Here is a 24,834-nt window from a genome sequence, read left to right on the forward strand (position 1 = left end):
GAGATGCTCGCCTTACGCAACCTCCGAGTGGGATCCCGGCTGGGTGCCGGGTTTGGATTGCTGCTGCTGTTCATCGTGGCCATCGTCGGCCTGGTCCTGTACGGGAATCACCTGAAGTCCGCCCAGTTCGAGAAAGTGGTGGACGTCAACATGGTGAAGATGCGGCTGTTGAACGACATGCTGGATACCAACAACGCAGTGTTGATGCACCGCCGGCTGATGGTGATCAAGCGCGGCGAAGAATTCGACAAGGATTATCAGAAGGCGCAGGAGCTGTCGCAGACCTACGACGGCATCTGGGCCAAGTACATCAAGATTCCGCGCGATGCCACCGGCGATGCCTTGGTGGCGAAAATCGACGCGGCACGCAAGGCGACCGACGCCTCGACCCAGCATCTGCACGAGCGCATGAAGGCGGGTGATTTCGACGGCGCGGCCAAGGAACTGCTCGCCGAGCATGGGCTGGCAACCGCATGGAACGAGGCGATCTCGACCCTGCTGCGGCACCAGGAAACCCTGACCGAACGCAGCCGTGAGGAATACCGCGCCACGGAAGCATGGACGGGAACCCTGTCCATCGCCTTCGGTGTGCTCAGCCTGATTCTCGGCGCACTGGCCGCGTGGGCGATCACCCGCAGCCTGACTCGTCCGCTGGAAGGGGCGGTGAAGCTGGCCGATGGCATCGCCAACGGTCGCTTGGACAACAGCATCGACGCGTCCGGCAACGATGAGGTGACGCAGCTGCTCAGGTCGATGCAGCGCATGCAGGCGCAGCTGCAGTCGGTGATGGCGGCGCAGGGCGAGTTGGCACGCCAGCACGATGCGGGCAGTCTCAGCTACCGCATGGACGAGAGTGCCTTCCCCGGCGACTACGGGCGCATGGTGCATGAGACCAATGCGCTGGTCGGTTCGCACGTGCAGGTGCAGAACCGGCTGATCGAGGTGATGAAGCATTACGCCCGCGGTGATCTGTCAGTGGACATGGATCCGCTACCGGGCGAGAAGGCGGCGATCACCCAGGCAATGGACGAGACCAAGACCAGCCTGTCGGCGATCAATGGTGAGATCCGCCGGCTGGCGACGGCAGCGGCGGCGGGTGACTTCAGCCTGCGCGGCGACGAAGACCGCTTCGCCTATGATTTCCGCGACATGGTGGCCGGGCTCAATCGCCTGATGCAGACCACCGACGAAAACCTGGTGCAGGTGTCGACCCTGCTGCAGGCGATCTCGCGCGGAGACCTGACCGTGCGCATGCAGGGTGACTTCCACGGCGTGTTCGCCCGCATGCGCGATGACTGCAACGCCACCGTCGATCAGCTCAAGCAGATTGTCGGCCGCATCCAGTCCAGCGCATCCAGCATCAACCTGGCGGCAGGCGAGATCGCCTCGGGCAACACCGATCTGTCGCGGCGCACCGAGCAGCAGGCGGCGAACCTGGAAGAGACCGCGGCATCGATGGAGGAACTGACCTCCACCGTGAAACAGAATGCCGAGCATGCCCGCCAGGCCAACCAACTCGCCATCGGCGCACATGGTGTTGCTTCGCAGGGCGGCGAGGTGGTCGGCCAGGTTGTCACCACCATGTCGGCCATCGAAGCCTCGTCGAAGAAGATCGCCGAGATCATCAGCGTCATCGACGGCATCGCCTTCCAGACCAACATCCTGGCCTTGAACGCGGCGGTGGAAGCCGCGCGTGCCGGCGAACAGGGCAGGGGCTTTGCGGTGGTGGCCAGTGAGGTGCGCACGCTGGCACAGCGCTCGGCCGGTGCGGCCAAGGAGATCAAGGGCTTGATCGAGGATTCGGTCGGCAAGGTCGCTGACGGCTCGGCGCTGGTCCGCCAGGCTGGCACCACGATGGGTGAGATCGTGGCGTCGGTGCAGCGCGTGACCGACATCATGGCCGATATCTCCGCCGCATCGCAGGAGCAGAGCTCGGGTATCGAGCAGGTGAACCAGGCGGTGGTGCAGATGGACGAGACCACGCAGCAGAATGCGGCGCTGGTGGAAGAGGCCAGTGCGGCGGCACGCTCGATGGAAGAGCAGGCCAACCTGCTGGCCGAGGCGGTTTCGGTGTTCCGCACGGGTGCGGCGACGGCAGCGGCGGTGGTACGCCCTGCATTGGCAGCGGTGGCTGCGACGGTCACCCCGGTGCGTCGGCCCGCTGCGCTCTCACCCCGCATCGAACCGACACTGGCGGCCAACGCCGGTGGCTGGGAAGAGTTCTAGCAAGGCAGCACGCCGGTAGGGAGACGGCGCCCATTACGATGGCTGATCGTGGTGGGCGCGGATTTTCTTCCTGAACGCGCGATGGCCGATGAGGCGGCGGACACGCGCATTTCACTTCCGGTTGCCAACCGCGGGAGGAGACTTGCGCCATACCGGAACTCAGGAGATGGCCATGAAGACCTCGACCCGATTGCTTGTGCTGGGCACCCTGCTGGCGGCTTCGTCGGTGGCCGGCGCGCAGACCTATGGGCCGCGCGATGAGGGACGCAAGTTCAACGATGGCAGCCGCGTGGTCTGCAAGAACGTGGAAGTGCAGCGCAACTCGCGTGATCCGAACCGCATTGCCGGTACTGCGACCGGCGCGGTGATCGGCGGCCTGCTGGGCAACCAGGTGGGCGGCGGCAATGGCAAGAAGCTCGCTACCGTGGCAGGTGCTGTTGCCGGTGGTGCGGCCGGCCGCCAGATCCAGGGCAACAGCCAGCAGAAGAACGGCGACCGCGTGGTCGAGCGCCGCTGCGAACGCGTCTATCGCTGATCGATCGCCGACAGCCTGTTTTCCCCTTGCACACCGCAGTATTCGAACGCCGGCCCTGCGCCGGCGTTTGTCGTTGCAGGAAAAGGGGACGGAGGGGTTTAAGTCGCAATCCCCCCAACCGGCCGCTTACGACTTAATCCCCTCCGTCCCCTTTTTTGCGAGGAGGCGCCAGGTGGCGAGGCTGCCGTAGAGCAGCAGCAGGGCGGTGAGGGTGATCAGTTCATGGCTGACTTCCGCCAGGCTGGCGTCCATCTGGTTCAGGCGCACTATCAGGTTGATGCCCGAGGTGGTGGGTAGCAGCTGCGCCAGCCAGACCAGCGGTTGTGGCGTCATCACTGCCGGCCACGACAGGTTGGCCAGGAAGAACAGCGGGATCGAGGTGGCGATGATGTACTGGAAGGCGCGTTCGCGGGTGCGGAAGAAGCTGCCGACGAACAGGCCGAAGGCCACGGTGGCGGCGATGAACAAGGTGCCGCCCAGCAGCTGGCCCATCGGATTGCCGCCGCGCGGATAGTCCTGCACCCAGGCGGTGAATCCGGCGTAATAGAACAGGCCAAACAGGCCGATGAGGGCGAAGCCCAACGCCATGCCGGCCAGGGTCGGGAGGTCGAAGCGCAGGCGCCGGCCAAGTGCGAGACGACGGCCACCGAGCAGGACGCCGATACCCATCAGCAGCGTCTGGTGCACGATCAGCTCGGCCACGCCGGGCACGATGGCGCTGCCATAGCCTTCCTGGGTGTTGTACAGCGGGCGCTGCACCAGGGTGACCGGTGGTGCCTGCGGCGCGCCCATGAAGGCGGCCTGGCCGACTACCGCCTCACGCCCGAATGCGCCCAGTGCATCGGCCACGCTGCCCAGCACCCAACTGGCACGGCCCAGGTAGGCGCCGTTACCGAGCAGCACCAGCTTGGCCGGGTGGCCGCGCAGGATGTCGCGCTCCAGGTTGGCCGGGATCAGCACGATGCCTTCGGCGTGGCCGGCTTCCAGCTGCTGGCGGGCACTGTCGATGTCCGTCGGTTGCCCGACCACGCGCGCAACGCGGAGTGCATCGAGCTTGCGCAGCAGCTCGCGGCTGGTCGCGCTGTGGTCTTCATCCACCACCAGCACCGGCAGGTTGCCGGCCACCTGGTGACGGTACGCGGCCGGGTAGAAGAACGAGTACAGGATCACCGCGCCGACCATCACCACGATCGCATAGCGGTCGCACAGCACCGCCATCAGGGTCTGCCGCAGGCTGCGCCAGAATGCGCTCATGCGTCGGCCCCTGCCGGTTGTGCGGCGGCAGGCGTGCGCGCAAAGGCGATCAGGCGCAGGCCGCCGATGCCACCGGCGACCACCGACATCAGCAGCAATGTGGCCAGCGGCCACACCGAAACCTGCAGCGGCGAACCGATGAACTGCTGCTGGGTCTGCAGCTTGATGTAGGCGCTGAGCGGCAGCAGCTGATGCCAGATGCGGGTGAACAGGGGGCCATCCAGCACCGGGAAGGTGGCGCTGGAGAACGCCAGTGCGGTGCCGATGCTGAGGCCGACTGCGGACAGCGCGGTACCCATGTCGCGGGTGACGCCGACGAAGAACAGCGCGTAGGCGGCCGTGGCCAGGTAGAACAGTGGCTGTGCAAGCAGCAGCAGGAGCACGCTGCCCGCCACGCCATCGCCGCGCAGCCAGGCCAGGTAGCCGATGCCGAGTGCGCCATACACCGAGAACAGCAGGATGTACGGTGCGACCTTGCCGGCAATCGCCGGCCACGGCGTGCGGCCCAGCCAGGCGGGCAGGGTGCCGTCGCGGATCTCGCGGCCGAGGCTGCCGGCCACTGCCAGCGCCAGCACCAGCGACAGCACCGCCGGGAAGATCAGCGGCAGCAGGAACAGCTCGTAGCTGCGCGCCGGGTTGTAGAGGATGTCCGACTGCACCGCGATCGGCGCCGCACGCAGTTTGCCCGGGCCGACCTGCAGGCCGATGCGCTCGCGCAGCAGGCGTGCGTTCCAGGCCGAGACCGCGTCGCCGATATCGCGCGACGCGGACTGGCCGGTGGTCATGTAGGTGGCGTTGTAATAGGCGAACACCGTGCCCTGGCGCCCGCGCAGCGCCTGCCGGGTGACGTCGCGCGGCACCAACACGATGGCGAACACATCGAGGCTGCGCAGCTGCGCGCGTGCGTCTTCCAGGTCCACCGGCTGGCTGGCGACGCGCACGCCGGGGCTGGCGTCGAGCATGCGCAGCAGCAGGCGGCTGTCACTGCTGTGGTCGAGGTCGACCACCGCGACCGGGATGTCGCGCATCACCGAGGGCGTGAACATCCACGCCATCACCACCAGCATCAGCAGCGGCAGCAGGGTGACGAGCAGCAGGTCGGCGCGGTTGCCGCGCAGCGACCACAGCTCGCGCCGCCAGCTGGCGGCGAAGCCGCCGCGGCCAGGGCTCAGTGCTGGGGCCATGCGAACAGCACGCTCATGCCGGGGCGGAAGCCCTCGATGCGGCGTACCGGGCGCACCCGCACCTCGAAGCTGCGGACGTCGTAGCCGGACGACTGGCGGGTGGTACGCCAGGTAGCATAGTCGCCGGCCGGGTTGATGAAGTAGACCTCGAATTCGCCGTCCAGGCCGAGTGCCGGCACGCTGCCCTGCAGCTTGCTGCCGACCTTCAGGCCCTGCATCTGTGATTCGCGCAGGTTCATCGCCACCCACATGCGGTCGATGTCGACCAGGGTGAACACCGGGTAGCCGGCCGGTACCAGTTCGCCCGGATCGGCCATGCGCTTGTTGATCTCGCCGGCCACCGGCGCGCGCCCTTCCACTTCGACACGCGCGGCGTTGACCTCGGCCACCGCGCCCTGTGCCTGCTGCACCTGGCCCTGTGCGGCACGCTTGTCCTGCTCGCGTGCGCCGGCCAAGGCCATGTCGTACTGCGCGCGGGCGGCACGGGCCAGTTCACGCGAACTGGTCGCCTGGGCATGCGCTTCATCGCGCTTCTGCCGGGTCATCACCCCTTCGTTGAACAGGTTCTGTACGCGCTGGTAGGTGGCTTCAGCCAGCGTCGCACCGGCTTCGGCCCGCTTCCAGTTCGCTTCGGCGGCGCGGATGTCCTCGCTGCGCGCGCCTTCGTCGGCCTTGTCGGCCACCGCCTGTGCGGCGGCCAATGCGCCGTGTGCCTGCTGTTCCTTGGCGGCCACTTCCGGGCTGTCGAGCAGGAACAGCACCTGCCCGGGCTGCACGCGGTCACCCTCGCGCACCTTCAGCTCGGCCACGCGCGCGGTGATCTTGGCGGCCACGTTGATCGTGTCCGCATCGGCCATGCCCTGGATCTGGTCGCCCGGGCTGCGCCAGGCCAGCCACAGGCCGAGCACCACCACGACCAGCAGCACCACTATCAGGATCGGTCCCAACCGGCGCTTGCCTGGGGGTGTCGTCGCATCGTCGTGCAGCACATCACTCATGGTCGATCACCTCGTCCGCACGCCGCCGGAACTCTTCGAAACGGTCCATCTGTCCACTGACCTCCAGCAACTGTGCCAGCGCAATATCGTATTGGTAGGCGGCCTGTGCGCGCTCGACGCGGGCGCCGCCGAGGCCGAGCCGCGCGTCGATCACATCCAGCGAAGTCGCCTGGCCTTCGCGGAACGCCAGCTCCTGCAGGCGCAGGTTTTCCTGTGCCTGGGCAATGCTGCTGTCGAGCAGCACGTACTGCTGGCGCGCGGTTTCCAGCTCGTTCCAGGCTTTGCGCACGCCCAGTGCGACCTGGTTCTCGGCCTCGCGCAGGCCCGCTTCGGCCTGGTCCTGCTGCGCACGCGCGGCGCTGATCTGCGCCGGCCGCGAGTTCGGCGACAGGAAGGTGTACTTCAGGCCGATGCCGAACGCCCAGTCCGGATCGGTCAGCATCTCGTCGCGGCGGCGGAAGTCGTACTGGCCGAAGGCGAAGATCTGCGGTTTCAGCTTGGCCTGCTGCACGCGCACGCCCTGTTCGGCCTGCGCCACCATCGCCCGCAGGCGTGCGATCTGCGGCTGGCGTGCCTGCGCGGTGCGCTCGAAGCTGGACACCGGTTCCAGTGGCACGCGCTGCACGAACAGCGGTGACACCGGCTGCACCTCGCCGCCACTGCGCAGCAGCGTAGCCAACGCGGCCTTCAGCGTGGCCAGGTCGTTCACCGTCTTCTGGTATTCGCGCTCGGCCTTGTCGCGGGCCACGGTGGCCTGCAGGCGCTGCGCGCGTGTGGCGAAGCCCTCGCGTTCCAGCTTCTCTGCGTCGGAGAGGTGGCGGTTGAGGCCATCGCGCACGTCGCGGCGCACGTCCACCGCCTGCTCGGCCAGGCGTTGGCCGAAATAGGCCTGGGCCAGCTGCACGGTCAGCGATTGACGCTGGGCTTCGCGCTCGGCACTGGCCTGTTCGTGCGCGGCGCTGGCCGCACGTTGCGCGGCCGGAATCACGCCGCCCGTATACAGCGGCAGCACTGCGGTCACCACCGGGCGGGTACGCCAGTCGCGTTCGGTGAACGACAGCGGCGAGTCGATGCCATAGGCCTCGGCCACCGGTGCCAGTGAACCCAGTGGCAGGGTGAGGGTCTTCTGGAACTGCAGTCGGCGCACTTCGCCGATGATCTCCGGCAGGCGCAGCAGGCGGGTCGCGTCCTGCAGGTCCTGCTTGTTGCGCACGGCGGCGTCGGCGGCGGCCAGCGCATCGGAGACCTGCTCCAGGCGTTGCCGTGCCTGTTCCCAGTCCAATGCGGGTGCGTCGGTGTTGCTCTGCGCGGGCGCAGCGAATGGCAGGCAGGTTGCCAGCCCCAGCCCCAGCACGGCCTTCGCGCGGTGCGTCCTTGTACGTCGGCCGATCACGCCCATGCCGTCCCAGTGGTAATGAAGTGCGCAAACGGTAGTGCGCGCGGCGTGAAGCCCGGGTCTGCGATCATCGGTTTGTCCTCAACGAAGGGTGCCGCTGGCCGCAGTGCGCAGCGCCTGGGTGATGTGCTGCAGCGTGCTTGAGCGCACGGCGGCATGCTGCCAGTACAGCGGCACATCGAGCCAGCGACGGGGTTCCAGTACCACCACGCGTCCGGCGCGCACCGCGGGCGCGACCAGGGTTTCCGGGGCCATGCCCCAGCCGAGTCCGCACGCGGCGGCTTCGACGAAACCGGTGGAGGAGGGCAGGTAGTGTAACGGTGGCTGCAGCCGCGCGCGGGTCAGTCGCCGCACGAAACGCCACTGCAGTTCATCCTTGCGGTTGAACACCAGCATCGGCGCGCGCGCCAGGGCCGCAGCCTGCATGCCGTCGCGGAAGTACTGGCGGGCGAAGCCGGGCGAGGCGATGGCGTGGTAGCGCATCGCGCCGAGTGGGTGCACGTTGCATCCCTTCACCGGTTGGCCTTCGGCAGTGACCGCGCCGAGCACGCTGCCATCGCGCAGCAGCTGCAGGGTGTGGTCCTGGTCGTCCATGCGCAGGTCGAACAGGTAACCGTGGCGCTGGTGCAGGTCGGCGATGGCCGGTACGAACCAGGTATCGAGCGAGTCGTCGTTGACCGCCAGCGGGATCGGCGTGCGCGCAGCGTCGCTGCCACGCTCGGGCAGCAGCTCGGCCAGCGCCTCGGCTTCCAGTGCCTGCATCGGTCGTACCCGCCGCAGCAGCGCTTCACCCGCCGCGGTCGGCCGGCACGGTGCCTGGCGCACTACCAGGACCTGCCCGAGCCTGTCCTCCAGCGCCTTGATCCGCTGCGACAGGGCCGACGGGCTGATCGACAGGCGGCGTGCCGCAGCCTCGAAGCTGCCTTCCTCCAGCACCGCGGCAAACGCGGCCAGTTGCGGATGTAGCAGATCCATGCCGGAGCCTCTTCAGTTTTGCTGCACAGGATAAAGAAAAATCAGATTGTCTAAACAGGGGCGGCGGCCGCACCCTGCGCGTCCCCTTGCTGCCTGGCCTGTCCTGATGTGGATCGCCGCTACCGCCGCCGGCCTGTTCGCAGGTGCCGGCCTGATCATCGCCATCGGTGCGCAGAACGCCTTCGTGCTGCGCCAGGGCCTGCAGCAGCGCCATGTGGGCAGGGTGGTGCTGGCCTGTGCCGGCGCAGACATCGCGCTGATCCTGGCTGGCGTCGGCGGCATGGGCGCGCTGGTGCTGCAGTGGCCACTGCTGCTGCAGGTGCTGCGTTTCGGTGGCGCGGCGTTCCTGCTCTGGTACGGCCTGCAGGCCGGGCTGCGGGCGTGGCGCGGTGGCAGTGCGCTGTCTGCCGCCGAGGGGCAGGGCGGCACCGGACGCCAGGTACTGCTGACCTGCCTGGCCTTCACCCTGCTCAACCCGCATGTCTACCTGGATACCGTGGTGCTGCTGGGCAGCCTGTCCACGCGCTATCCCGGTGACCTGCGCTGGGCCTTCGCCGCCGGTGCCTGCGCCGCCAGCGTGGCCTGGTTCTGCACGCTGGGCTATGGCGCGCGCCTGTTGCAGCCGGTGTTCCGCAGGCCGGGCGCCTGGCGCGTGCTGGACGCCGGCGTGGCGATCTTCATGTTCTGCCTCGCCACGCTGCTGCTGTTGCGCCCGCTCTAGGCCGCGTCCATCGCGCACAACGGCTTTTCGCCAGGGCGCAGGGTCAGCACGCGCACGCCGCTGCGGGTAACTGCCACGGTGTGCTCGAACTGCGCCGACAGCTTGCCGTCGCGGGTGTAGACCGGCCATTCGTCCGGCTGTTGGCGGATGGCCGGCTTGCCCTGGTTGAGCATCGGCTCGATGGTGAACACCATGCCTTCTTCCAGCACCATGCCGGTGTTGGGATGGCCGTAGTGCAGGATCTGCGGTTCCTCGTGCATCTCCTGGCCGATGCCATGGCCGCAGTATTCCTTCACCACGCTATAGCCCTGGCTGCGTGCATGGCGGGCGATGGCGTGGCCGATGTCGCCCAGGCGCGCGCCGGGGCGCACCGCAGCGATGCCTTTCCACATCGCCTGGTAGGTGGCCTGCACCAGCCTGCGCGCCGCGTAGTTGGCCTCGCCCACCAGGTAGGTGGTGCTGGAATCGGCGATGTAGCCGTTCTTCTCCAGGGTGATGTCGAGGTTGACGATCTGGCCGTTGCGCAGCACGTCGGTGGTGCTGGGTACGCCGTGGCAGATCACGTTGTCGATCGAGGTGTTGAGCACATACGGGAAGCCGTACTGCCCCTTGCTGGCCGGTCGCGCCTGCAGCTCATCGACGATCATGCGTTCGACGAAATCGTTGATCGCCATCGTGCTGCGACCCTGCAGCGGCAGCCGGTCGAGCGCGGCGAACACCTGCGCCAGCAGGCGCCCGGATTCGGCCATCAGCGCGATCTCGTCGGGGCGCTTGATGATCGCCACGTCACGCCCGCCCGGGGGCCAGCGCCTGCGGCTGCACGCCGGCTGCCCGCAGTTCGCTGGCGACGATGTCCTGGAAGCTCAGCGTGGGGTTCATCTCGCACAGCATGCCGACCCGGATCCAGAAGTTGGCCTGGGCGTTGATCGAGCGGCTGGAGACGGTGCAGGCACGGCGCAGCTGGTCGTGCAGGGTGTCATCGATGTTGACGATGCCCATGGGCGGTCCTGGATCAGTGAGTATACGAAGCGTATATGTTTCGTATATCCAGCTCAAGGCCGCCTGGTTCAGCTGGCGTCGGTGGCGAAGCGCAGGCGGTTACCGTCGGGGTCACGCAGCAGCATCTCGCGGCTGCCCCATTCGGTGTCATGCGGCGGCTGTTCGATGGGTACGCCCGCAGCGCTGAAGGCGCGATGCAGGGCGTCGACGTCCTCAACGATGAAGTACACGGCGCCACCGACCTCGCAGTCACCGCTGTGTTCGGTGAGGAAGATCGTCTGGCCGTCGCGGGTGAGCTGGGCGAACAGCGGGAAACCAGGTTCGAAGCGGTGTTCCCAGTCGACCACGAAACCCAGCCCCTGCACGTAGAACGGCAGGGTGGTGTCGGCATGGCGCACGCGCAGTTGCGGGATGACGGTCTGGGGCATGACGAGAGCTCCTGGGGCAGGCGCCCAGTGTAGTGCCGGCTGTGGGCCGGCATCCTCGTGAGCCCGGGAACAGGAAGTTGCCGAGCCAATGGCCGGCACTACCGGAAGCGGTCAGCAGGCCGTCGGCACGGCGGCCATCGCCGCCAGCAGTTCACGGTTCACCTGCTGGTGCCGTGCCTGCCACACCGGCAGATCGTCGGCGCTGATGTCGGGCTGGCCATCCAGTGAGGACAGCCAGCGCTTGAAGCGGCTCCGGTAGTTGGCCAGCGACACCTCACCGGTGATGTCACTGCCGACCAGGCCGCCGGCGCGCAGCGCTTCGATCACCACCAGTGCGTGTTCCAGCTGGAAGCGGCCCTGGTCCCAGTTGCTGCGGGCGACGTTCTCGGCGAACACGTCCTTGTCGATCGACAGGTAGGTCGGCTGTGGCGACTTCGCCTGCTCTGCGGCGAATGCGGCCACCAGCGCTTCGGGATGCTCGAAACGGCGGAAGGCGTGGCCCATGCCGAGGCGCTGCCCCCAGCCCACGTCCACGTCCATGCACCAGTACGTCAACCGCCCGCCCATCAGCGGACGCCAGTGGTTCTCCCAGGCATGGCCGAGGCCGATGTCGCTGGAGGTGATGCCGAGCACGTGGATGTGCGAGATCTGCGGCAGCTTGCTGGCGGCGTTCACCCACGATCCGCAGTGCATGCCGAACGGGAAACGCATGTTGTCCGGATGGTTGTCCAGCACCACCAGCTGGAACGGTTCCTGCGCGCGCATGCGCTGCAGCAGCGGCAGGCTGAGGTGATGGAAGTCGCCACTGCCGAGCATCACCGTGCCGAGCTGGGCCGGCAGCGCTGCCAGCACTTCCGCCGCGAAACGGCCCAGCGTCGTATTGCTGCAGGCGAACCGCAGCGGATCGTGCCACTGCGGCAGGGCCAGGGTCTGCGCCTGGGGCAGCGGCAGCACGCCACCGTCAAGGTCCAGGATCAACGGGGAGCGCAATGGCATCGTTCAACCGCCTCCATCAGGTTCGCCCTGCAGATGCGGGGCCAGCTTGCGCAGGGCGGCGCGCAGCAGCGGCGAGCGTGCGTGGACCGCGTGCCGGGTGGAGGTGAAGCGGGCGCCCAGCTCGGCCTTGATCCGCGAGTCGGTCCAGCCGGCCACGTAGTGGCTCAGGCCGTGCTGCAGCGCGTATTCGAGGTTGTGCATCCAGCTGACCGCGTACAGGTTGTGCTCGCGCGACTGCGGATAAGCCAGGCCGATGTACTTGTCCACCAGCTTGCCGGCATGCACGTAGCACAGGTTCCAGCCGATCAGCTGGCCTTGGTGGCGGTAGAGGAACATCCGTCCCTGGCCCAGGCTGTCGGCCAGCAGGTACTGGAAATAAGGCAGGTCGAGCTGGTCGAAATGCACGGCGCTCTGTGCGTACACGCCCAGGTAAAGCGCATACAGTTCGGCCTGCAGCTGCGGGTCGGCCAGGGCCGGATCACCGGTGGCGATGCACTCGACCTGCAGCTGGTCACGCGAACGCAGCTTGCGCCGGATGTTCTTGCGGCGCGAGGACGATAGTCGGCCGAGATAGCCATCGAGTGAATCGAAATCGATCGCCACCCAGGCCAGCGGCATGCCTTCCAGTTCGACGAAGCCGCGTGCCAGCAGCGCCTGCAGGAAGGCACCGCTGTGTGCATTGGCGGCGTCGTCCAGCAGCGGCGAATCGATCGCCAGGTCCTTGACCACCAGCAGCCGGGTATCGCCGATCGCGTGACGCGTCACGTCCTCGGCCAATGCCTCTGGTGCGACGTGCGCGGGCAGCGGGGTGTACTCGGTGCTGGTGGCACCGACGAAGCGGGTCTTCCAGGTGATCCAGGGCCGCCACAGGCGCGACAGCGGCAGGCCAAGCAACTTGCCGCGCAGGTCGTCATCCATCGTGGTGGTCAGGTCCAGCGGCGCACGGAAGGTCGGCAGGCCGCTGGGAAGGCGGCCCGCCTCGAACCCTTGCGGCGGGTGGGCCAGGAAGCCCTCCAACAGCGCGGCCGGTTCCAGCGCGGTGCTGGACGCGCGTGACGTCATCTCCATCGGCACGGGAACCGGCAGCGCATCGACCTCAGCCCTTGGCCTTGGTCAGCGCCTGGTCGAGCAGGGTGATCGCCAGGTCGATCTCCTGGTAGCTGATGTCCAGCGACGGCGCGAAGGTGATCACGTTCTTGTACCAGCCACCCACGTCGAGTACGAGGCCCATGCGCTTGCCATCGTGCAGCAGGTCACCGGCCAGGCCGATGTCGACCATGCGGTCCAGCAGTTCCTTGTTCGGGGTGTAGCCGTCGGTCTGGCAGATCTCGGCGCGCAGGGCCAGGCCCAGGCCGTCGACGTCGCCGATTTCCGGGTGGCGCTTCTGCAGGCCACGCAGGCCGTCGAGGAAGTACGCGCCCTTTTCCGGCACGGTGCGCTCGTAATCCATTTCCTTGCCCAGCTTCAGCACTTCCAGGCCCATGCGGGTGCCCAGCGGGTTGGAGTTGAAGGTGGAGTGGGTGGAGCCCGGCGGGAACACGGTCGGGTTGATCAGCTCTTCGCGCGCCCACAGGCCCGACAGCGGGTTCAGGCCGTTGGTCAGCGCCTTGCCGAACACCAGCACGTCCGGGGTCACGCCGAAGTGCTCGATCGACCACAGCTTGCCGGTGCGCCAGAAGCCCATCTGGATCTCATCGACGACCATCAGGATGCCGTACTTGTCCAGCACGCGCTTGAGGCCGGTGAAGAAGTTGCGCGGCGGGATGACGTAGCCGCCGGTGCCCTGGATCGGCTCGACGTAGAACGCGGCGTATTCGGCCTGGCCGACCTTGGGATCCCACACGCCGTTGTATTCGCTTTCGAACAGGCGCTCGAACTGCCAGACGCAGTGGTCGGAGTACTCGTCCGGGGTCATGCCCTTCGGGCGACGGAAGGGGTACGGGAACGGAATGAACATCGCGCGCTCGCCGAAGTGGCCGTAGCGGCGGCGGTAGCGGTAGCTGGAGGTGATCGACGAGGCACCCAGGGTACGCCCGTGGTAGCCACCTTCGAAGGCGAACATCAGGCTCTTGCCGCCGCGGGCGTTGCGCACGATCTTCAGCGAGTCTTCAACGGCCTGCGCGCCGCCGACGTTGAAATGCACGCGGCCGTCGAGGCCGAACTTTTCGTGCATGTCCACGGCAATGGTCTTGGCCAGCTGCACGCGGGTCGGGTGCAGGTACTGGCTGGCGACCTGCGGCAGGGTGTCGATCTGGTCCTTCAGCGCGTCATTCAGGCGCTTGTTGCTGTAGCCGAAGTTGCAGGCCGAGTACCACATCTGCAGGTCGAGGTAGGGCACGCCCGCGCCGTCGAACATGTAGCTGCCTTCGCCACGCTGGAAGATCTTCGGCGGGTCGACGTAGTGGACGGTATCGCCGAAGGAGCTGTAGCGGGCTTCGTCTGCCAGCAGCTGCGCGTCGTAGGCAGCGGCGTCGGCGTTCTTGTCAAAAATGTTCATGCAGTTCGGTTCCGTGAAGGACGTTCGAAAGGGGAAGGGGGGGCGTGCTCAGGCGGTGGCCAGCAGCAGGGGCAGTCCGGCGGGCGGTGGGCTGGCGTCGAGGCGCCGTGGCTGCAGCAGGCTGCCATCGAGCAAGCGCGGCAGCAGTGCGATTGCATCGTGGAAGGTATCGATGGCGGCATGCTCGATGCCGGCGTTCGTGCAGTGGGTGATGAGGCGGCGCTTGGCGAACACGAAGTCGGCATCTTCGGACACGCAGAAGTCCGAACTGCCGTCGCCGATCATCAGCACGCGCGGTGCCTGGTTGGCACGTGCCTGCGCGGCGCAGGTGCACTTGCAGGTGCCGCTGCGGCACCCTTCGGCCTGGTAGGGCGATTCCAGTTCCCAATGGTCTTCGCACCAGCGCAGGTGGTTGGCCACCACCGGCAACGGCGGCAGGCCGTGGTTGGCGAGGATGCGGTGGATCGCGTAGTCCAGGCCGTCGCTGACGATGCGCAGTGGCAGGCCCAGCTGCTCGGCGCGGGCGACGAAGGCAGCGAAGCCCGGGTCGATCTGTACCTGGTCCAGGTGTGCGTCGAGCCTGGCCGGGTCCAGTTCCAGCAGCCGAACCTGGCCCTGCATGCATTCACGCGAGCCGATCTTTCCCGACTTCCACTGGTCTTCCAGTTCCTGCCACCCCGGCTGGCCGTACTTCTCCAGCAGCGAGTCGATGACATCTTCGAGGCTGATGGTGCCGTCGAAGTCACACAGGATGCTCCAGTGCATGGCAGGTCCGTCGATGAGAAAGTCGTCCGGCACGGTGCCGGGGCAGGCTCAATGTAGGCAGGCAGCCTTTCTCGTTCCTTTCCTGTTGAAAGCCTGCACCGCAGGATGAGGAAAGTGTTCAGGAATCGAGTGCCCTGAACAGGCGCAATGCCCCGGAAATCGCGGTTTCAGGGCTGCGCTGCAGCCAGTGCGCGCAGGATCTGCGCGGTCTCTTCCTGGGTCTGCCAGGCGCTGTTGCCGAGGGTCAGCATGCGTGCAGCGAAGTCGCGCGCGTTCGGCATGTCGTCCTGCGGCACGATGCCACGCAGGTAGGCGTAGTCGGGCAGGGCATGGATGAACATGCGGCTGGCACCGAGGCCGCGCGGCCACAGTTCGTCCAACGCGGCATCGCGCGCGCGCTGGCTGGGCAGCAGCAGCATCAGCATCGGCCAGGTGCCGCCGGTGCCCGCCAGGCCATCGACCACCTCCACGGCCGGCAGCTGTGCCAGCTGCACACGCAGCTGCAATGCGCGCAGGCGCCCGGCCTGCAGGAACGCAGGCAGCCGCCGTGCAGCATGGGCGCCGATGTTCTGCCGCCATTGGCTGACCCGGTGCTGCGGGATGTCCAGCGGGAAGATGTCACCGACTGCTTCTTCCAGATCGCCACGCTGCAGTGCGCTACGCAGTGGATTGCCGTACACCAGCGACAGCAGCGAGGGGCGGTAGCAGGCGGCAAGGCCCAGCAGCTGCACGCTGCGAAGCAGCTCCCAGCGCAGGCTGAAACGCACCTGCTCGGCGGCATGTTCGGCCAGCGCGGCACGCAGCTCGTCATCGCGGCTGACCAGCAGGCCGCCTTCGTGCAGGCTCAGCCCCTTGCCGGCGGCCAGGCTGAAGAATCCGATATCGCCACGCAGGCCGACACTGCTGTTGCCGACCCGGGCGCCCAGCGCCTGCGCGGCATCTTCGATGACCCAGGCACCGGCGCCACGCGCGATGTCATTGGCCAGTTCGACATCGGCGATGCGCCCGCCCAGGTGCGTGGGCAGGATCGCCAACGTGCGTGCGTCGGCCAGGCGCGAGAGCTGTGCCGGATCAAAGTCGAAGTGGCCGCGGCGGGTATCACACAGTTGCACGCGCAGGCCGAGGCTGTGCACGGCAATCGGCACCAGCGGGCAGGTGTAGGCCGGCAGGATCACGGTATCGCGCTGGGGCGCACGCTTGCGCAAGGTGCGCAGCGCGATCAGCAGCGCGTGGGTGCCGGAACAGGTCAGCTGCAGCGGCGGTGTGCCGAGCTGGTGGGCCAGGATGTCGCGCAGGTCGCCGCCCCCCGGGAGGAAGTCGCTGGCCTGCATCGGCAGGCCGGCGGTCGGAGGCAGTTCGCGCGCGAACAGGTTCATCGCAGCCCGCTCACGAGGTGCTTTCGGCGGGGCTGTGCGGGTCATCCGCTTCGGCGCGGCCGAGGCAGACGATGCCGGCCACGATCAGTACCGCGCCCACCAGGTGGTGCAGGGTCAGTGGTTCGTTCAACAGCCACGCCGACAGCAGCAGCACGCTGATCACTTCCAGGTGCGAAGCCGCGAAAGCAGGGCCGATGGGTGCGTGGCGCAGCAGGCTCATCCAGGTGAAAAATGCACCGACGTAGCCAAGGATGGCACCGTACACCCAGGGCTGCGACAGCACGCGCAGCAGCCATGCCGTGTTGGCCTCGACCGGCAGCGCCGCATCACCGGCATACTTGAAGCACAGCTGGGCCAGCGTGTCGAAGGCCATCAGCAGAGGGAAGCCGATCACATACAGGCGCCTCATGAGCCGGCCCCCACCACCGCCACGCCCGCAGTGACCAGCAGCATGCCGGTTACCCGCAATGGCGTGAGTTTCTCGCGGAACAGGAAGCGGCCGGCGATCATCAGCGCCACGATGTTGATCGAGCCCAGCAGCACGCCCTTGGACAGCGGTACCAGTGACAGGAACGCGATCCAGGCGACGAACTCAAGTACATAGCAGGCGATGCCGATCCACAGCCAGGGGCGGCTGAGCATGTGTTTCCAGCGTTGCAATCCTTCGCCGTCCTGCGGGTCGCTGGCGGCGGCCTTGAAGGCGAGCTGGCCACCGGTATCGAGCACGACATTGGCCAGCCACAGCAGCGTGGCGAGTGCTCCCATTTCAGGCCACCGCCTTGAGGACGCCGCTGCGTTCACCGATTTCGGTGAAGAAGCGCGCGCTGCGGCGGATCACGTCGCGGCGTTCGCGGTCGATGGTGATCATGTGGTAGCTGTCTTCCAGTACCACCAGTTCCTTCGGGCCGCTGACCCGCGACATCACCAGCTCGGCGTTGCCCATGCTGGCCACGTCGTCTTCGCGGGCGTGCATCACCAGGCACGGTGCGGTGACCTGGTGCAGGTGGCGGCGGGTCCAGTTGCTCAGGGCGCGCATCTCGGCCAACGCGTGCCAGGGGTTGCCCGGAAGGCCGGCGGCAGCGCTGTCGCCGGACAGCATGGCGGCGCTGACCTGTGCGCGCAGGCGTTCGTCGCGCAGGCCGTACGGCGGTTCTTCCATGAACATGCGGTCGCGGCCGATGTTGAAGCGCTTGAACCACGGCAGCAGGAACGAGAAGCGGGCCACGGCGGGAATGTTCCAGCCGTCATAGCGGAAGGTGGCGCCGTAAACGCCGACGCCGGACACCCACTCTGGGCGGCGCGCGGCCAGCGCCAGCGACAGTACCGCACCCATCGACAGGCCACCGACGAACAGCTGGTCGACCTTGCCACGCAGGCTCGCCGCCGCATCGTCCACACCCTGGTACCACTGTTCCCAGGTGGTCGCCAGCAGGTCATCCACGGTGCCGCAATGGCCGGGCAGCTGCACGCCGTGGACGGTGAAGCCGGCGTTGTTCAGGCCCTTGCCCAGCATGCGCATTTCCGCCGGGGTGCCGGTCAGGCCGTGGACCAGCAGCACGCCCTGCGGGCCACCGGGGAGGAAGAAGTCGTGCGATTCGGTCACCTGGCGGCTCCGGGACGGCAGTGGGGATGGTCAGGATCGCAAGCGCGATTTTCGCCAGCCTTTCAGCGCCCCGGTCCGGGTCAGGGGGCCTTCAGCAGCGGCAGCGTGATGGCAACCTTGAGGCCCCCGCCGGCACGGTTGAGGAAGGTCAGGCGGCCGCCGAAGTGCTCCACCGCTTCGTGGGCGATGGCCAGGCCCAGGCCGGTGCCGCTGGCGGTGGTGCCGGGCGCGCGGAAGAAGCGCTCGCCCAGCCGCGGCATCACGTCCTCGGGTACGCCGGGTCCGTTGTCCTCCACATACAGCTCGACGTCATTGTCGTCCAGCGCGTGCACGCCGACCGTGACGGTCGCGCCGCGGCCGGCATAGCGCAGCGCATTGTCGATCAGGTTGTCCAGTGCCTCCTGCAGCTGGGCACCGTTGCCGAGCACGCGCAGCGGGCGAGGGCTGCCGCGGTAACCCAGATCAATGCCATCGCGGATGGCTTCGGGCACGCGCATCCGGACCCAGTGCGGCACCCGTTCGCACAGGTCCAGCGCTTCCACGGTTTCCGGGACGGTCTGCGCCCGGCTCAATGCCAGCAGCTGGGTGCTGACCCGCGCGGTGCGCTGGTTGAGCCGGCGGATGTGCTGCAGTGCTTCGCGCACCGTGTCCGGGTCACCATGCGCCAGCGCCTGATCCACGTGCAGGGCCATGCCGGCCAATGGCGAGCGCAGCTGGTGCGCGGCATCGGCGATGAAACGGTTCTGCAGCGTGATCATTTCCGCCTGGCGGGCAAACAGATCGTCGATGGTGCTGATCAGCGGCTGGATTTCCTCCGGTACGTCGGCATCGGAGATCGGCGCCAGTTCGCCGCGGCGCTGCGCCAGGCGGGTCCTCAACGGGGTCAGGATGCGCAGGCCGTAGGTCACGCCGAACCAGACCAGGGCGGCGGTGCCCAGCGCCAGCATGGTCATCAGCGGAATGATGATCATCAGGATCTCGCGCGCACGCTGGCGGCGGTCGGCCATGCTTTCGGCCACGGTCACCGCCAGCTGGTCCTGCGGGTCGTTCATCGCCTGCGTGCAGACGGTGGCCATGCGCACCTGCTGGCCATTGAGGTTGCCGTCGTACAGCGCCGGATGCACACCGGTGCAGTCCTGCGAAGGGGCGTACGGGCTGAAGTCCGCGTTGCCGCTGAGCGTACCCATGCGGCTGCTGTCGACGTTGAAGTAGCGATGGCCGTCGGGGTCGTACTCGATCAGGAAGCGTGCCTGCGGAGACAGGTCGCTGGTCACCGGCATGGTGCTCAGCATCTGCGCGAACGAATGCGTGTCATCGATCAGGTTGCGGTCATGGATGCGGTTGGAATAGTCCAGCGCAACGTAATAGGCCAGGATCGTATTGAAGGTGAGCAGGCCCAGCATCGGCAACGCCAGGAAGGCGAGCAGGCGTCGACGCAGGCTGGGGGGGCCACTGATCACGAGGCGCTTTCGTCCTGCGCGTCTTCCAGCATGTAGCCCAGCCCGCGCACGGTGCGGATGCCCATGCCACCGGGTTGCAGCTTGCGGCGCAGGCGGTGCAGGGCGATGTCCAGGCCGTTGTCGGTGAGGTCCTGGCCCCAGTCGCACAGTGCTTCCACCAGCTGCGCGCGCGACACGATGCGCTCGGCGCGTACCGCCAGCGCCGACAGCAGGCCGAACTCGCGTGCGGTCAGTTCCAGCGGCTGCTCGTCGATCCATACGCGGTGCCCGGCCAGGTCCAGGCGCAGGCGGCCGATGCGCAGGTCCGGGTTGCCATTGCTGGTGACCCGGCGCAGCTGTGCGCGCACGCGTGCTTCGAATTCGTCCAGTGCGAACGGCTTGACCAGATAGTCGTCGGCGCCGAGGTCGAGCACGCGCACGCGTTCGGCCAGGCCATCGCGGGCGGTCACCACCAGCACCGCCAGGCCATCACCGCGCTGGCGCAGGCGCTGCAGCACGTCGCGGCCGTCCAGCTGTGGCAGGCCCAGGTCCAGCACCAGCAATGCGTACTGGGTCGAGCCCAGCGCAGCGTCGGCGTGCGCACCGTTGTCGACGTGGTCAACCACGTGCCCCTGCCGGCGCAGCGAGGCGCACAGGCCGGAGGCGATATCCGGGTCGTCTTCAGCAATCAGAACGCGCATGCGCGGGGGGCTCCTGTGACGGTCAGGCCCACCGGAAGGACGGGGTGGACCTCTCGGTTGCCGAGGGTAGCGGCAAACCGGCTGAAGGTGGAGCGCGGCGGCACCGCCGGCGGCGGTCGCGCTGTCCCGCCATTCAGTCCTGCAGGCCGGGCTTGCCTTGTGCCAGCGGCACCCGTGAGCCATCCGGCAGGCCACGGCTGAGCCTGCCTTCCTCGATGAACAGCAGTTCGCCGTTCTCGCCGTTCTTGATGCTGCTGTCGATGGCGATCACGCGGTCGCCATGGAAGCTGCTGACGTGGGGCATCGAGGTGTGGCCGACGACGATGCGCTTGAGCTGCAGGCGGTCAAGCACTGCCTGTACACCCGCCGCGTCGAGGCGTCCATCGAAGTAGCCGCGGTACCAGATCGGGCTGGTCTTGCCGTCATACAACGGCGCAGTGGCCGGGTCGGCCTTCACCTCGGCCTTGGGCAGGCCCAGTGACGCCTGGTAGGCCGCGTTGGTGCGCGCCGGGTCCAGCGCCAGTTCCACCGCCTCGGGCGAGATGCCGCCGTGCAGGAACAGGGTGTCGCCGATCTTCAGCAGCACCGGGCGGGTACGCAGCCACTGCCCGATCACCGAATCGGCACCGTACAGCTTCGGGTAGCTTTGGCCGAGCAGCTGGGCGCTGCGCAGGTACTTCGGGTTGACGTAGCGCAGGTCGTCGTACAGCACCATGGTCTCATGGTTGCCGAGCACGAAGTGCACCGCGCCTCCGGCGGCTGCCGCCTGCTGCTGCAGGCCATACAGCAGCCAGAAGGCTTCGGTCACCTGCGGGCCACGATCGAACACATCGCCGGCAATGACCAGGGTGCTGCTGCCCAGCGCCCAGCGGTCCTGCGCATCGATCACCTTGTTGGCGCGCAGCAGGCGCACCAGCAGCCCGTACTGGCCGTGGATGTCGGACAGGGCGACGATGCGCGGTGTGGCCGGCAGTACGGAGATCGAAGGTGCATCCGGCGCGGCCACACGCACGGTGTGCCCGTAGCCGCAGCGTGGGGCGATATCGGTGCCTGCGGCCTGCGCGGCCAGCGTGTGCGACTCGACCTTGTCGTCGCAGATCCACTTGGCCTGCAGCTGCGTGCCCTCGCGGAATACATAGGGACCATCGGCCTGCACGTGGCCGGCGGGCGCGGCAACTTCGCGGGCCTGCGTGGCTCCGGCGCTGCAGGCCAGCAGTGGCAGCAGCAGGGCGGTCATCAGGGAAGGGCGATAGCGCGGCATCGGCGGCGTCCGGCGGCGGAAACATCCGATGCTAACCGGCGCGGCCGGATCGTGGTGTGCGCGAATGGGCGGATCAGGCGCCGCGCCCGTCGTCCTTGAGCTTGCGCACGCGGGTCGCGGCGGCCTGCAGGGGCTGACCGTCGCGCCCGTGCGGTTGCATGTAGGGCAGCGGTCGCCGCGTGCTGGATTCGATCAGCTGCGAATGGGCTTCACCGGCCTCGAAGCGATGGCGCTCTCCCCACTGGCGCAGTGCGACCAGCAGCGGGAACAGTTCCTGGCCAGCGGCGGTGAGCACGTACTCCTGGTAGGCCGTTCCATCGGAGGCCGGCTGCAGCCGCAGGATGCCGGCCTCGACCAGCCGGCGCAGGCGGTCGCTGAGGATGTTGCGCGCCGCGCCGAGGCTGCGCTGGAAATCACCGAAGCGGGTGATGCCGTCGAACGCGTCGCGGATCACCAGCAATGCCCAGCGGTCACCGAGCAGATCGGCGCTGCGGGCGACGGGGCAGGGGCTGTCGGCGTGCATGCTGGGAATCTCCGAATGTGGTTGCAGTTTAAAACCAATGTCGGTAGCCTGCATCAAGTTTCAAATTGCAACCACATCATGAGTGCCACATCGCTTCCCCGCCCGCTGCAGGTCCTGCTTGCGGTTGCCGCCGGCGCCAGCGTCGCCAACGTCTATTACGCACAGCCACTGTTGGATCAGCTTGCACGTGCCTTTGCGCTGGACCGTGCCGTGGCCGGCGCGGTGCTGGCTGCTACCCAGGTCGGTAGCGTGCTGGCGTTGCTTGGCTTGCTGCCGCTGGCCGATCGTGGTGACCGGCGACGCCTGCTGCGGCTGCAGTTGATGGCGTTGGTGCTGGGCTTGCTGTGGTTGGCATCGGCACGCACGGCGGGCTGGCTGTTGTCGGGCATGCTGCTGGCCGGCCTGCTGGGCACGGCGCTGACCCAGGGCCTGATCGCCTACACCGCCATGCTGGCACCGCCCGAGCAGCGCGGTCGCGTGGTCGGTGTGGTGCAGGGCGGTGTGTTCATCGGCCTGCTGTTGGCGCGCGTGGTATCGGGTGCGGTCGCAGCCACCATCGGCTGGCGGGCGGTCTACCTGCTGTCGGCAGCGGTGATGGGGGCCTTGGCGGTGCTGTTGTGGCGGCGCCTGCCGGCGGTGCCGGTACCGGTGCTACCACCGCGTTGGCGCGAACTGCTGGGTTCGATGCTGGGCATGCTGCGCCGGGACCGCACGCTGCGCGAGCGTGGGCCGCTGGCTCTGTTGTTGTTTGCTGGCCTCAACGTGTTCTGGGCGGCGGCGCCGCTGCCGTTGTCGGCGCCTCCTTTGCAGTGGTCCACCGCGGCCATCGGTGCGCTCGGCCTGGCCGGCGTAGTGGGCGCATTGATGGCGGCGCGGGTCGGGCACTGGATGGACCGCGGTTTCACTGGTCGGGTCAGCCTTGGCGCGTTACTGCTGATGCTTGCCGCGTGGTGGCCGCTGCTGGGCCTGTCGCAGTCGCTGTCGTTGCTGCTGCTGGGCGTCATCGTGCTCGACCTTGGTGGGCAGGCACTGCACGTATCGAACCAGGCGCTGCTGCTGCGTGCACCGGCAGAACAGCATGGGCGCCTGGTGGCGCTGTACATGCTGTTCTATGCGGTGGGCAGTGGTGCTGGTGCGGCTGCCGGGCCCTGGATGCAGGCCCGGCATGGCTGGCCCGCGGTGTGCCTGCTGGGCGCCGGCATCGCGGCGCTGGCGTTGCTGTGGTGGGCGGGGTGGCGGGTGGTGGCGGTGGCGGTGACAGCACCCGCCACCTGTATCGGTAGAGCCGGCTGTCGGTAGCGTCGGCATGCCGTCAACGCTGCAGTGCGCGCCGTCCCGGGGCTTCCTGCAGGTCCGCACTGGCCACCACCACGCGGTTGCGGCCGCTGCGCTTGGCCTCGTACATCGCTGCGTCGGCACGTGCCATCAGCCGCTCGTAGTCCGGATGGCCGTCATGGCCGGCCACGCCGATGCTGGCAGTCAGCGACAGAACCTGGCCGTTGGCCAATGCCACCGGCGACTGTGCGATCTGCCGGCGCAGGCTTTCGGCGATCACCGAGGCCTGCGACTCGCTGGCCGCGACCAGCACCACTACGAACTCCTCGCCGCCGTAGCGGAACAGGTAGTCGCTGCCGCGCGTGAGTTGGCCGAGCAGGCCGGCGACGTGCTGCAACGCGCGGTCGCCGGCATCGTGGCCGTGGCCGTCGTTGATCGCCTTGAAGTGATCCAGGTCGAGCAGCAGCAGCGAGAACGGTGTGCGGTTGCGCGTGGCCAGTTCGATCTCACGGCGCAGCACCGTTGGCAGGAAGCGGCGGTTGAGCAGGTTGGTCAGTGCATCGCTGCCGGCATCCAGTTCACCGATGCGCTCGAACAGCAGCGTCATCAGGGTGCGGATGGCGGCCAGGTCCTCGCGGATGGCCGGCAGCACCGCCAGGCGCTGCGCCGGGGCATCGTTGCTTGCCCGCTGCAGGTTGGTGTCGATGCGGGCCATCAGCTGGCCGACCTGCCGGGTCTCGCTGCTCTCGCCGAAACTGGGGATGCCCTTGTGGGTGAACCACAGGCCGAATTCCGAGGTGGCCAGGCTGGCGCTGTCGCTGGCCTGCACATGACCGGCCAACGCGTAGAGCAGGGCGTTCTCCCAGTCCAGCAGCAGTGCCCGCTGGCGCTCGCGCTCGGTGCCGACGTTCTGCACCAGTGAGAACAGCCGGTACGCAGCATCGGCACGGGTGGAGCGCTCGCGGGCATGGGTGTAGGCCAGGGTCATGCCTTCCATGGCGATGTCCATGATCGCGCTGAGGCAGTCGATGGCGGCGAATGCGGTAGCGCTGTCGGGCGCATCATCGCGCAGGCGCACGAACAGCTCGTGCTTGAGCACGCGCGCGCCACGGGTCACCAGATCGACCGGAATGCCGACCCGGGCATGCACATCGCCGATCACCCGTTGCGAGGCGACGGTGGCGGCAATGCCGTTGGCATCGGTGGTCAGCAGCTGCACGAGCCAGTGCTGCATGGCTGGCTGCAGGCGCTGCTTGACCTGGTCATGGGACAGGAAACGGCGCGCGCGCGGGTCCTGCAGCAGGACGTCATAGAAGCGCTGGGCCAGTGTGGGGGGCGCGTCGTCGGCGGCCGCGTGCAACAGCGCAGTGGCGGCGGGGCCGGCCTGTTGCAGGCAGTGCTGCCAGGCCTCGGCCAGCGGCTGGCTGGCATCGTCCAGTTGGGGTGGTTCCACGTCGATCTCTGGCTGCGTACGACAAACCACGGGTATCGGCCGCGGTGGCGTGCGGTTGATGGCAGGTAAGCCCGCCAGTTTAAGCGCGATGCAGGGTTGCACGGTGCGCAGAGCACATCGGCGGCACTGCGGCAATGAGTGAACGCATTTGAGAATCACTTGCATTGATGGGACAATGCGCGCACGGATCGGGCCGCAGGTGACTGCGGCGACGCTCCGCCTCCCCCTC

The 24,834-nt window shown here is 67.8% G+C and carries 25 protein-coding genes; 4 read left to right on the top strand and 21 right to left on the bottom strand.

The genetic code is table 11. From position 1 onward, the window contains the following. The first annotated feature begins 3 nt into the window (after positions 1 to 3). Complete coding sequence (locus ACYKG1_RS06420) at positions 4 to 2,226, top strand: methyl-accepting chemotaxis protein (protein WP_478472709.1); 2,223 nt, start codon at positions 4 to 6, stop codon at positions 2,224 to 2,226. Between the two features lie 166 nt (positions 2,227 to 2,392). After that, positions 2,393 to 2,761, top strand: a complete 369-nt coding sequence (locus ACYKG1_RS06425; RefSeq protein WP_005415760.1) for a glycine zipper 2TM domain-containing protein — start codon at positions 2,393 to 2,395, stop codon at positions 2,759 to 2,761. 126 nt (positions 2,762 to 2,887) lie between these two features. Here ACYKG1_RS06425 and ACYKG1_RS06430 read toward each other — a convergent pair whose 3' ends face one another. The 5 genes from ACYKG1_RS06430 to ACYKG1_RS06450 form a co-directional block, all read right to left on the bottom strand. Continuing rightward, the gene (locus ACYKG1_RS06430; protein ID WP_478472160.1) at positions 2,888 to 4,015 is read right to left on the bottom strand and encodes an ABC transporter permease; all 1,128 of its coding nucleotides are present in this window, start codon (positions 4,013 to 4,015) and stop codon (positions 2,888 to 2,890) included. Continuing rightward, on the bottom strand, positions 4,012 to 5,199 hold the full coding sequence (locus tag ACYKG1_RS06435) for an ABC transporter permease (RefSeq protein ID WP_478472161.1): 1,188 nt from the start codon (positions 5,197 to 5,199) through the stop codon (positions 4,012 to 4,014). Before ACYKG1_RS06435 ends, ACYKG1_RS06430 begins: the two co-directional genes overlap by 4 nt. Beyond that, positions 5,184 to 6,197: an HlyD family secretion protein gene (locus ACYKG1_RS06440; protein ID WP_049446385.1), complete on the bottom strand. Its 1,014-nt coding sequence runs from the start codon at positions 6,195 to 6,197 to the stop codon at positions 5,184 to 5,186. The genes ACYKG1_RS06435 and ACYKG1_RS06440 overlap by 16 nt, the downstream gene beginning before the upstream one ends. Next, positions 6,190 to 7,596, bottom strand: a complete 1,407-nt coding sequence (locus tag ACYKG1_RS06445; RefSeq protein ID WP_478472163.1) for a TolC family protein — start codon at positions 7,594 to 7,596, stop codon at positions 6,190 to 6,192. The genes ACYKG1_RS06440 and ACYKG1_RS06445 overlap by 8 nt, the downstream gene beginning before the upstream one ends. A gap of 78 nt (positions 7,597 to 7,674) precedes the next feature. Beyond that, a complete protein-coding gene (locus ACYKG1_RS06450; protein WP_478472165.1) occupies positions 7,675 to 8,568 on the bottom strand; it encodes a LysR family transcriptional regulator ArgP in 894 nt (297 codons plus the stop codon). Positions 8,569 to 8,674: 106 nt separating this feature from the next. Between ACYKG1_RS06450 and ACYKG1_RS06455 the strand changes: the two genes are divergently transcribed. Continuing rightward, entirely contained in the window at positions 8,675 to 9,289 is a 615-nt protein-coding gene (locus ACYKG1_RS06455; protein ID WP_100471688.1) for a LysE/ArgO family amino acid transporter, read from the top strand. Here ACYKG1_RS06455 and map read toward each other — a convergent pair. The 15 genes from map to ACYKG1_RS06530 all read right to left on the bottom strand — a co-directional run bounded on the left by map (position 9,286) and on the right by ACYKG1_RS06530 (position 21,877). After that, positions 9,286 to 10,068 carry a type I methionyl aminopeptidase gene (gene map, locus ACYKG1_RS06460; protein WP_478472711.1) on the bottom strand — a complete coding sequence of 261 codons (783 nt, stop codon included), beginning with the start codon at positions 10,066 to 10,068 and terminating at the stop codon, positions 9,286 to 9,288. The two genes, ACYKG1_RS06455 and map, sit on opposite strands and share 4 nt — an antisense overlap. A 7-nt stretch (positions 10,069 to 10,075) precedes the next feature. Further along, positions 10,076 to 10,288 (bottom strand): ParD-like family protein, encoded by a 213-nt coding sequence (locus tag ACYKG1_RS06465; protein WP_006425741.1) that lies wholly within the window; start codon positions 10,286 to 10,288, stop codon positions 10,076 to 10,078. A gap of 68 nt (positions 10,289 to 10,356) precedes the next feature. Then, on the bottom strand, positions 10,357 to 10,716 hold the full coding sequence (locus ACYKG1_RS06470; RefSeq protein WP_478472167.1) for a bleomycin resistance protein: 360 nt from the start codon (positions 10,714 to 10,716) through the stop codon (positions 10,357 to 10,359). Between the two features lie 111 nt (positions 10,717 to 10,827). Next, positions 10,828 to 11,712 carry an arginase family protein gene (locus ACYKG1_RS06475; RefSeq protein WP_100471690.1) on the bottom strand — a complete coding sequence of 295 codons (885 nt, stop codon included), beginning with the start codon at positions 11,710 to 11,712 and terminating at the stop codon, positions 10,828 to 10,830. A gap of 3 nt (positions 11,713 to 11,715) precedes the next feature. Further along, a complete protein-coding gene (locus ACYKG1_RS06480; protein ID WP_478472169.1) occupies positions 11,716 to 12,780 on the bottom strand; it encodes a GNAT family N-acetyltransferase in 1,065 nt (354 codons plus the stop codon). Positions 12,781 to 12,808: 28 nt separating this feature from the next. After that, on the bottom strand, positions 12,809 to 14,209 hold the full coding sequence (locus ACYKG1_RS06485; RefSeq protein WP_478472171.1) for an aspartate aminotransferase family protein: 1,401 nt from the start codon (positions 14,207 to 14,209) through the stop codon (positions 12,809 to 12,811). A 48-nt stretch (positions 14,210 to 14,257) separates the two neighbouring features. After that, entirely contained in the window at positions 14,258 to 14,974 is a 717-nt protein-coding gene (locus ACYKG1_RS06490) for an MtnX-like HAD-IB family phosphatase (RefSeq protein WP_478472173.1), read from the bottom strand. 167 nt (positions 14,975 to 15,141) lie between these two features. Continuing rightward, entirely contained in the window at positions 15,142 to 16,350 is a 1,209-nt protein-coding gene (locus ACYKG1_RS06495) for a DegT/DnrJ/EryC1/StrS family aminotransferase (protein WP_262084546.1), read from the bottom strand. A 10-nt stretch (positions 16,351 to 16,360) separates the two neighbouring features. Beyond that, positions 16,361 to 16,759, bottom strand: coding sequence for a DMT family transporter (locus ACYKG1_RS06500; RefSeq protein WP_075674983.1), 399 nt, complete (start codon positions 16,757 to 16,759; stop codon positions 16,361 to 16,363). Further along, on the bottom strand, positions 16,756 to 17,115 hold the full coding sequence (locus tag ACYKG1_RS06505) for an EamA family transporter (protein WP_006425769.1): 360 nt from the start codon (positions 17,113 to 17,115) through the stop codon (positions 16,756 to 16,758). Before ACYKG1_RS06505 ends, ACYKG1_RS06500 begins: the two co-directional genes overlap by 4 nt. A gap of 1 nt (position 17,116) precedes the next feature. Then, the gene (locus ACYKG1_RS06510) at positions 17,117 to 17,953 is read right to left on the bottom strand and encodes an alpha/beta hydrolase (protein ID WP_478472175.1); all 837 of its coding nucleotides are present in this window, start codon (positions 17,951 to 17,953) and stop codon (positions 17,117 to 17,119) included. 80 nt (positions 17,954 to 18,033) lie between these two features. After that, positions 18,034 to 19,413, bottom strand: coding sequence for a sensor histidine kinase (locus ACYKG1_RS06515; RefSeq protein ID WP_262084544.1), 1,380 nt, complete (start codon positions 19,411 to 19,413; stop codon positions 18,034 to 18,036). Continuing rightward, the gene (locus tag ACYKG1_RS06520; protein WP_262226429.1) at positions 19,410 to 20,093 is read right to left on the bottom strand and encodes a response regulator; all 684 of its coding nucleotides are present in this window, start codon (positions 20,091 to 20,093) and stop codon (positions 19,410 to 19,412) included. Before ACYKG1_RS06520 ends, ACYKG1_RS06515 begins: the two co-directional genes overlap by 4 nt. Before the next feature lie 133 nt (positions 20,094 to 20,226). Continuing rightward, positions 20,227 to 21,354, bottom strand: a complete 1,128-nt coding sequence (locus ACYKG1_RS06525) for a metallophosphoesterase (protein WP_478472178.1) — start codon at positions 21,352 to 21,354, stop codon at positions 20,227 to 20,229. A gap of 73 nt (positions 21,355 to 21,427) precedes the next feature. Continuing rightward, positions 21,428 to 21,877, bottom strand: a complete 450-nt coding sequence (locus ACYKG1_RS06530; RefSeq protein WP_262084542.1) for a winged helix-turn-helix transcriptional regulator — start codon at positions 21,875 to 21,877, stop codon at positions 21,428 to 21,430. A 78-nt stretch (positions 21,878 to 21,955) separates the two neighbouring features. On the opposite strand from ACYKG1_RS06530, the gene ACYKG1_RS06535 reads away from it, so the two are divergent. Beyond that, a complete protein-coding gene (locus ACYKG1_RS06535) occupies positions 21,956 to 23,176 on the top strand; it encodes an MFS transporter (RefSeq protein ID WP_478472180.1) in 1,221 nt (406 codons plus the stop codon). A 13-nt stretch (positions 23,177 to 23,189) separates the two neighbouring features. Here ACYKG1_RS06535 and ACYKG1_RS06540 read toward each other — a convergent pair whose 3' ends face one another. Then, positions 23,190 to 24,605, bottom strand: a complete 1,416-nt coding sequence (locus ACYKG1_RS06540; protein ID WP_478472182.1) for a GGDEF domain-containing protein — start codon at positions 24,603 to 24,605, stop codon at positions 23,190 to 23,192. Positions 24,606 to 24,834: the final 229 nt, after the last annotated feature.

It is taken from the genome of Stenotrophomonas sp. 85239_Sma (genome assembly GCF_056481725.1).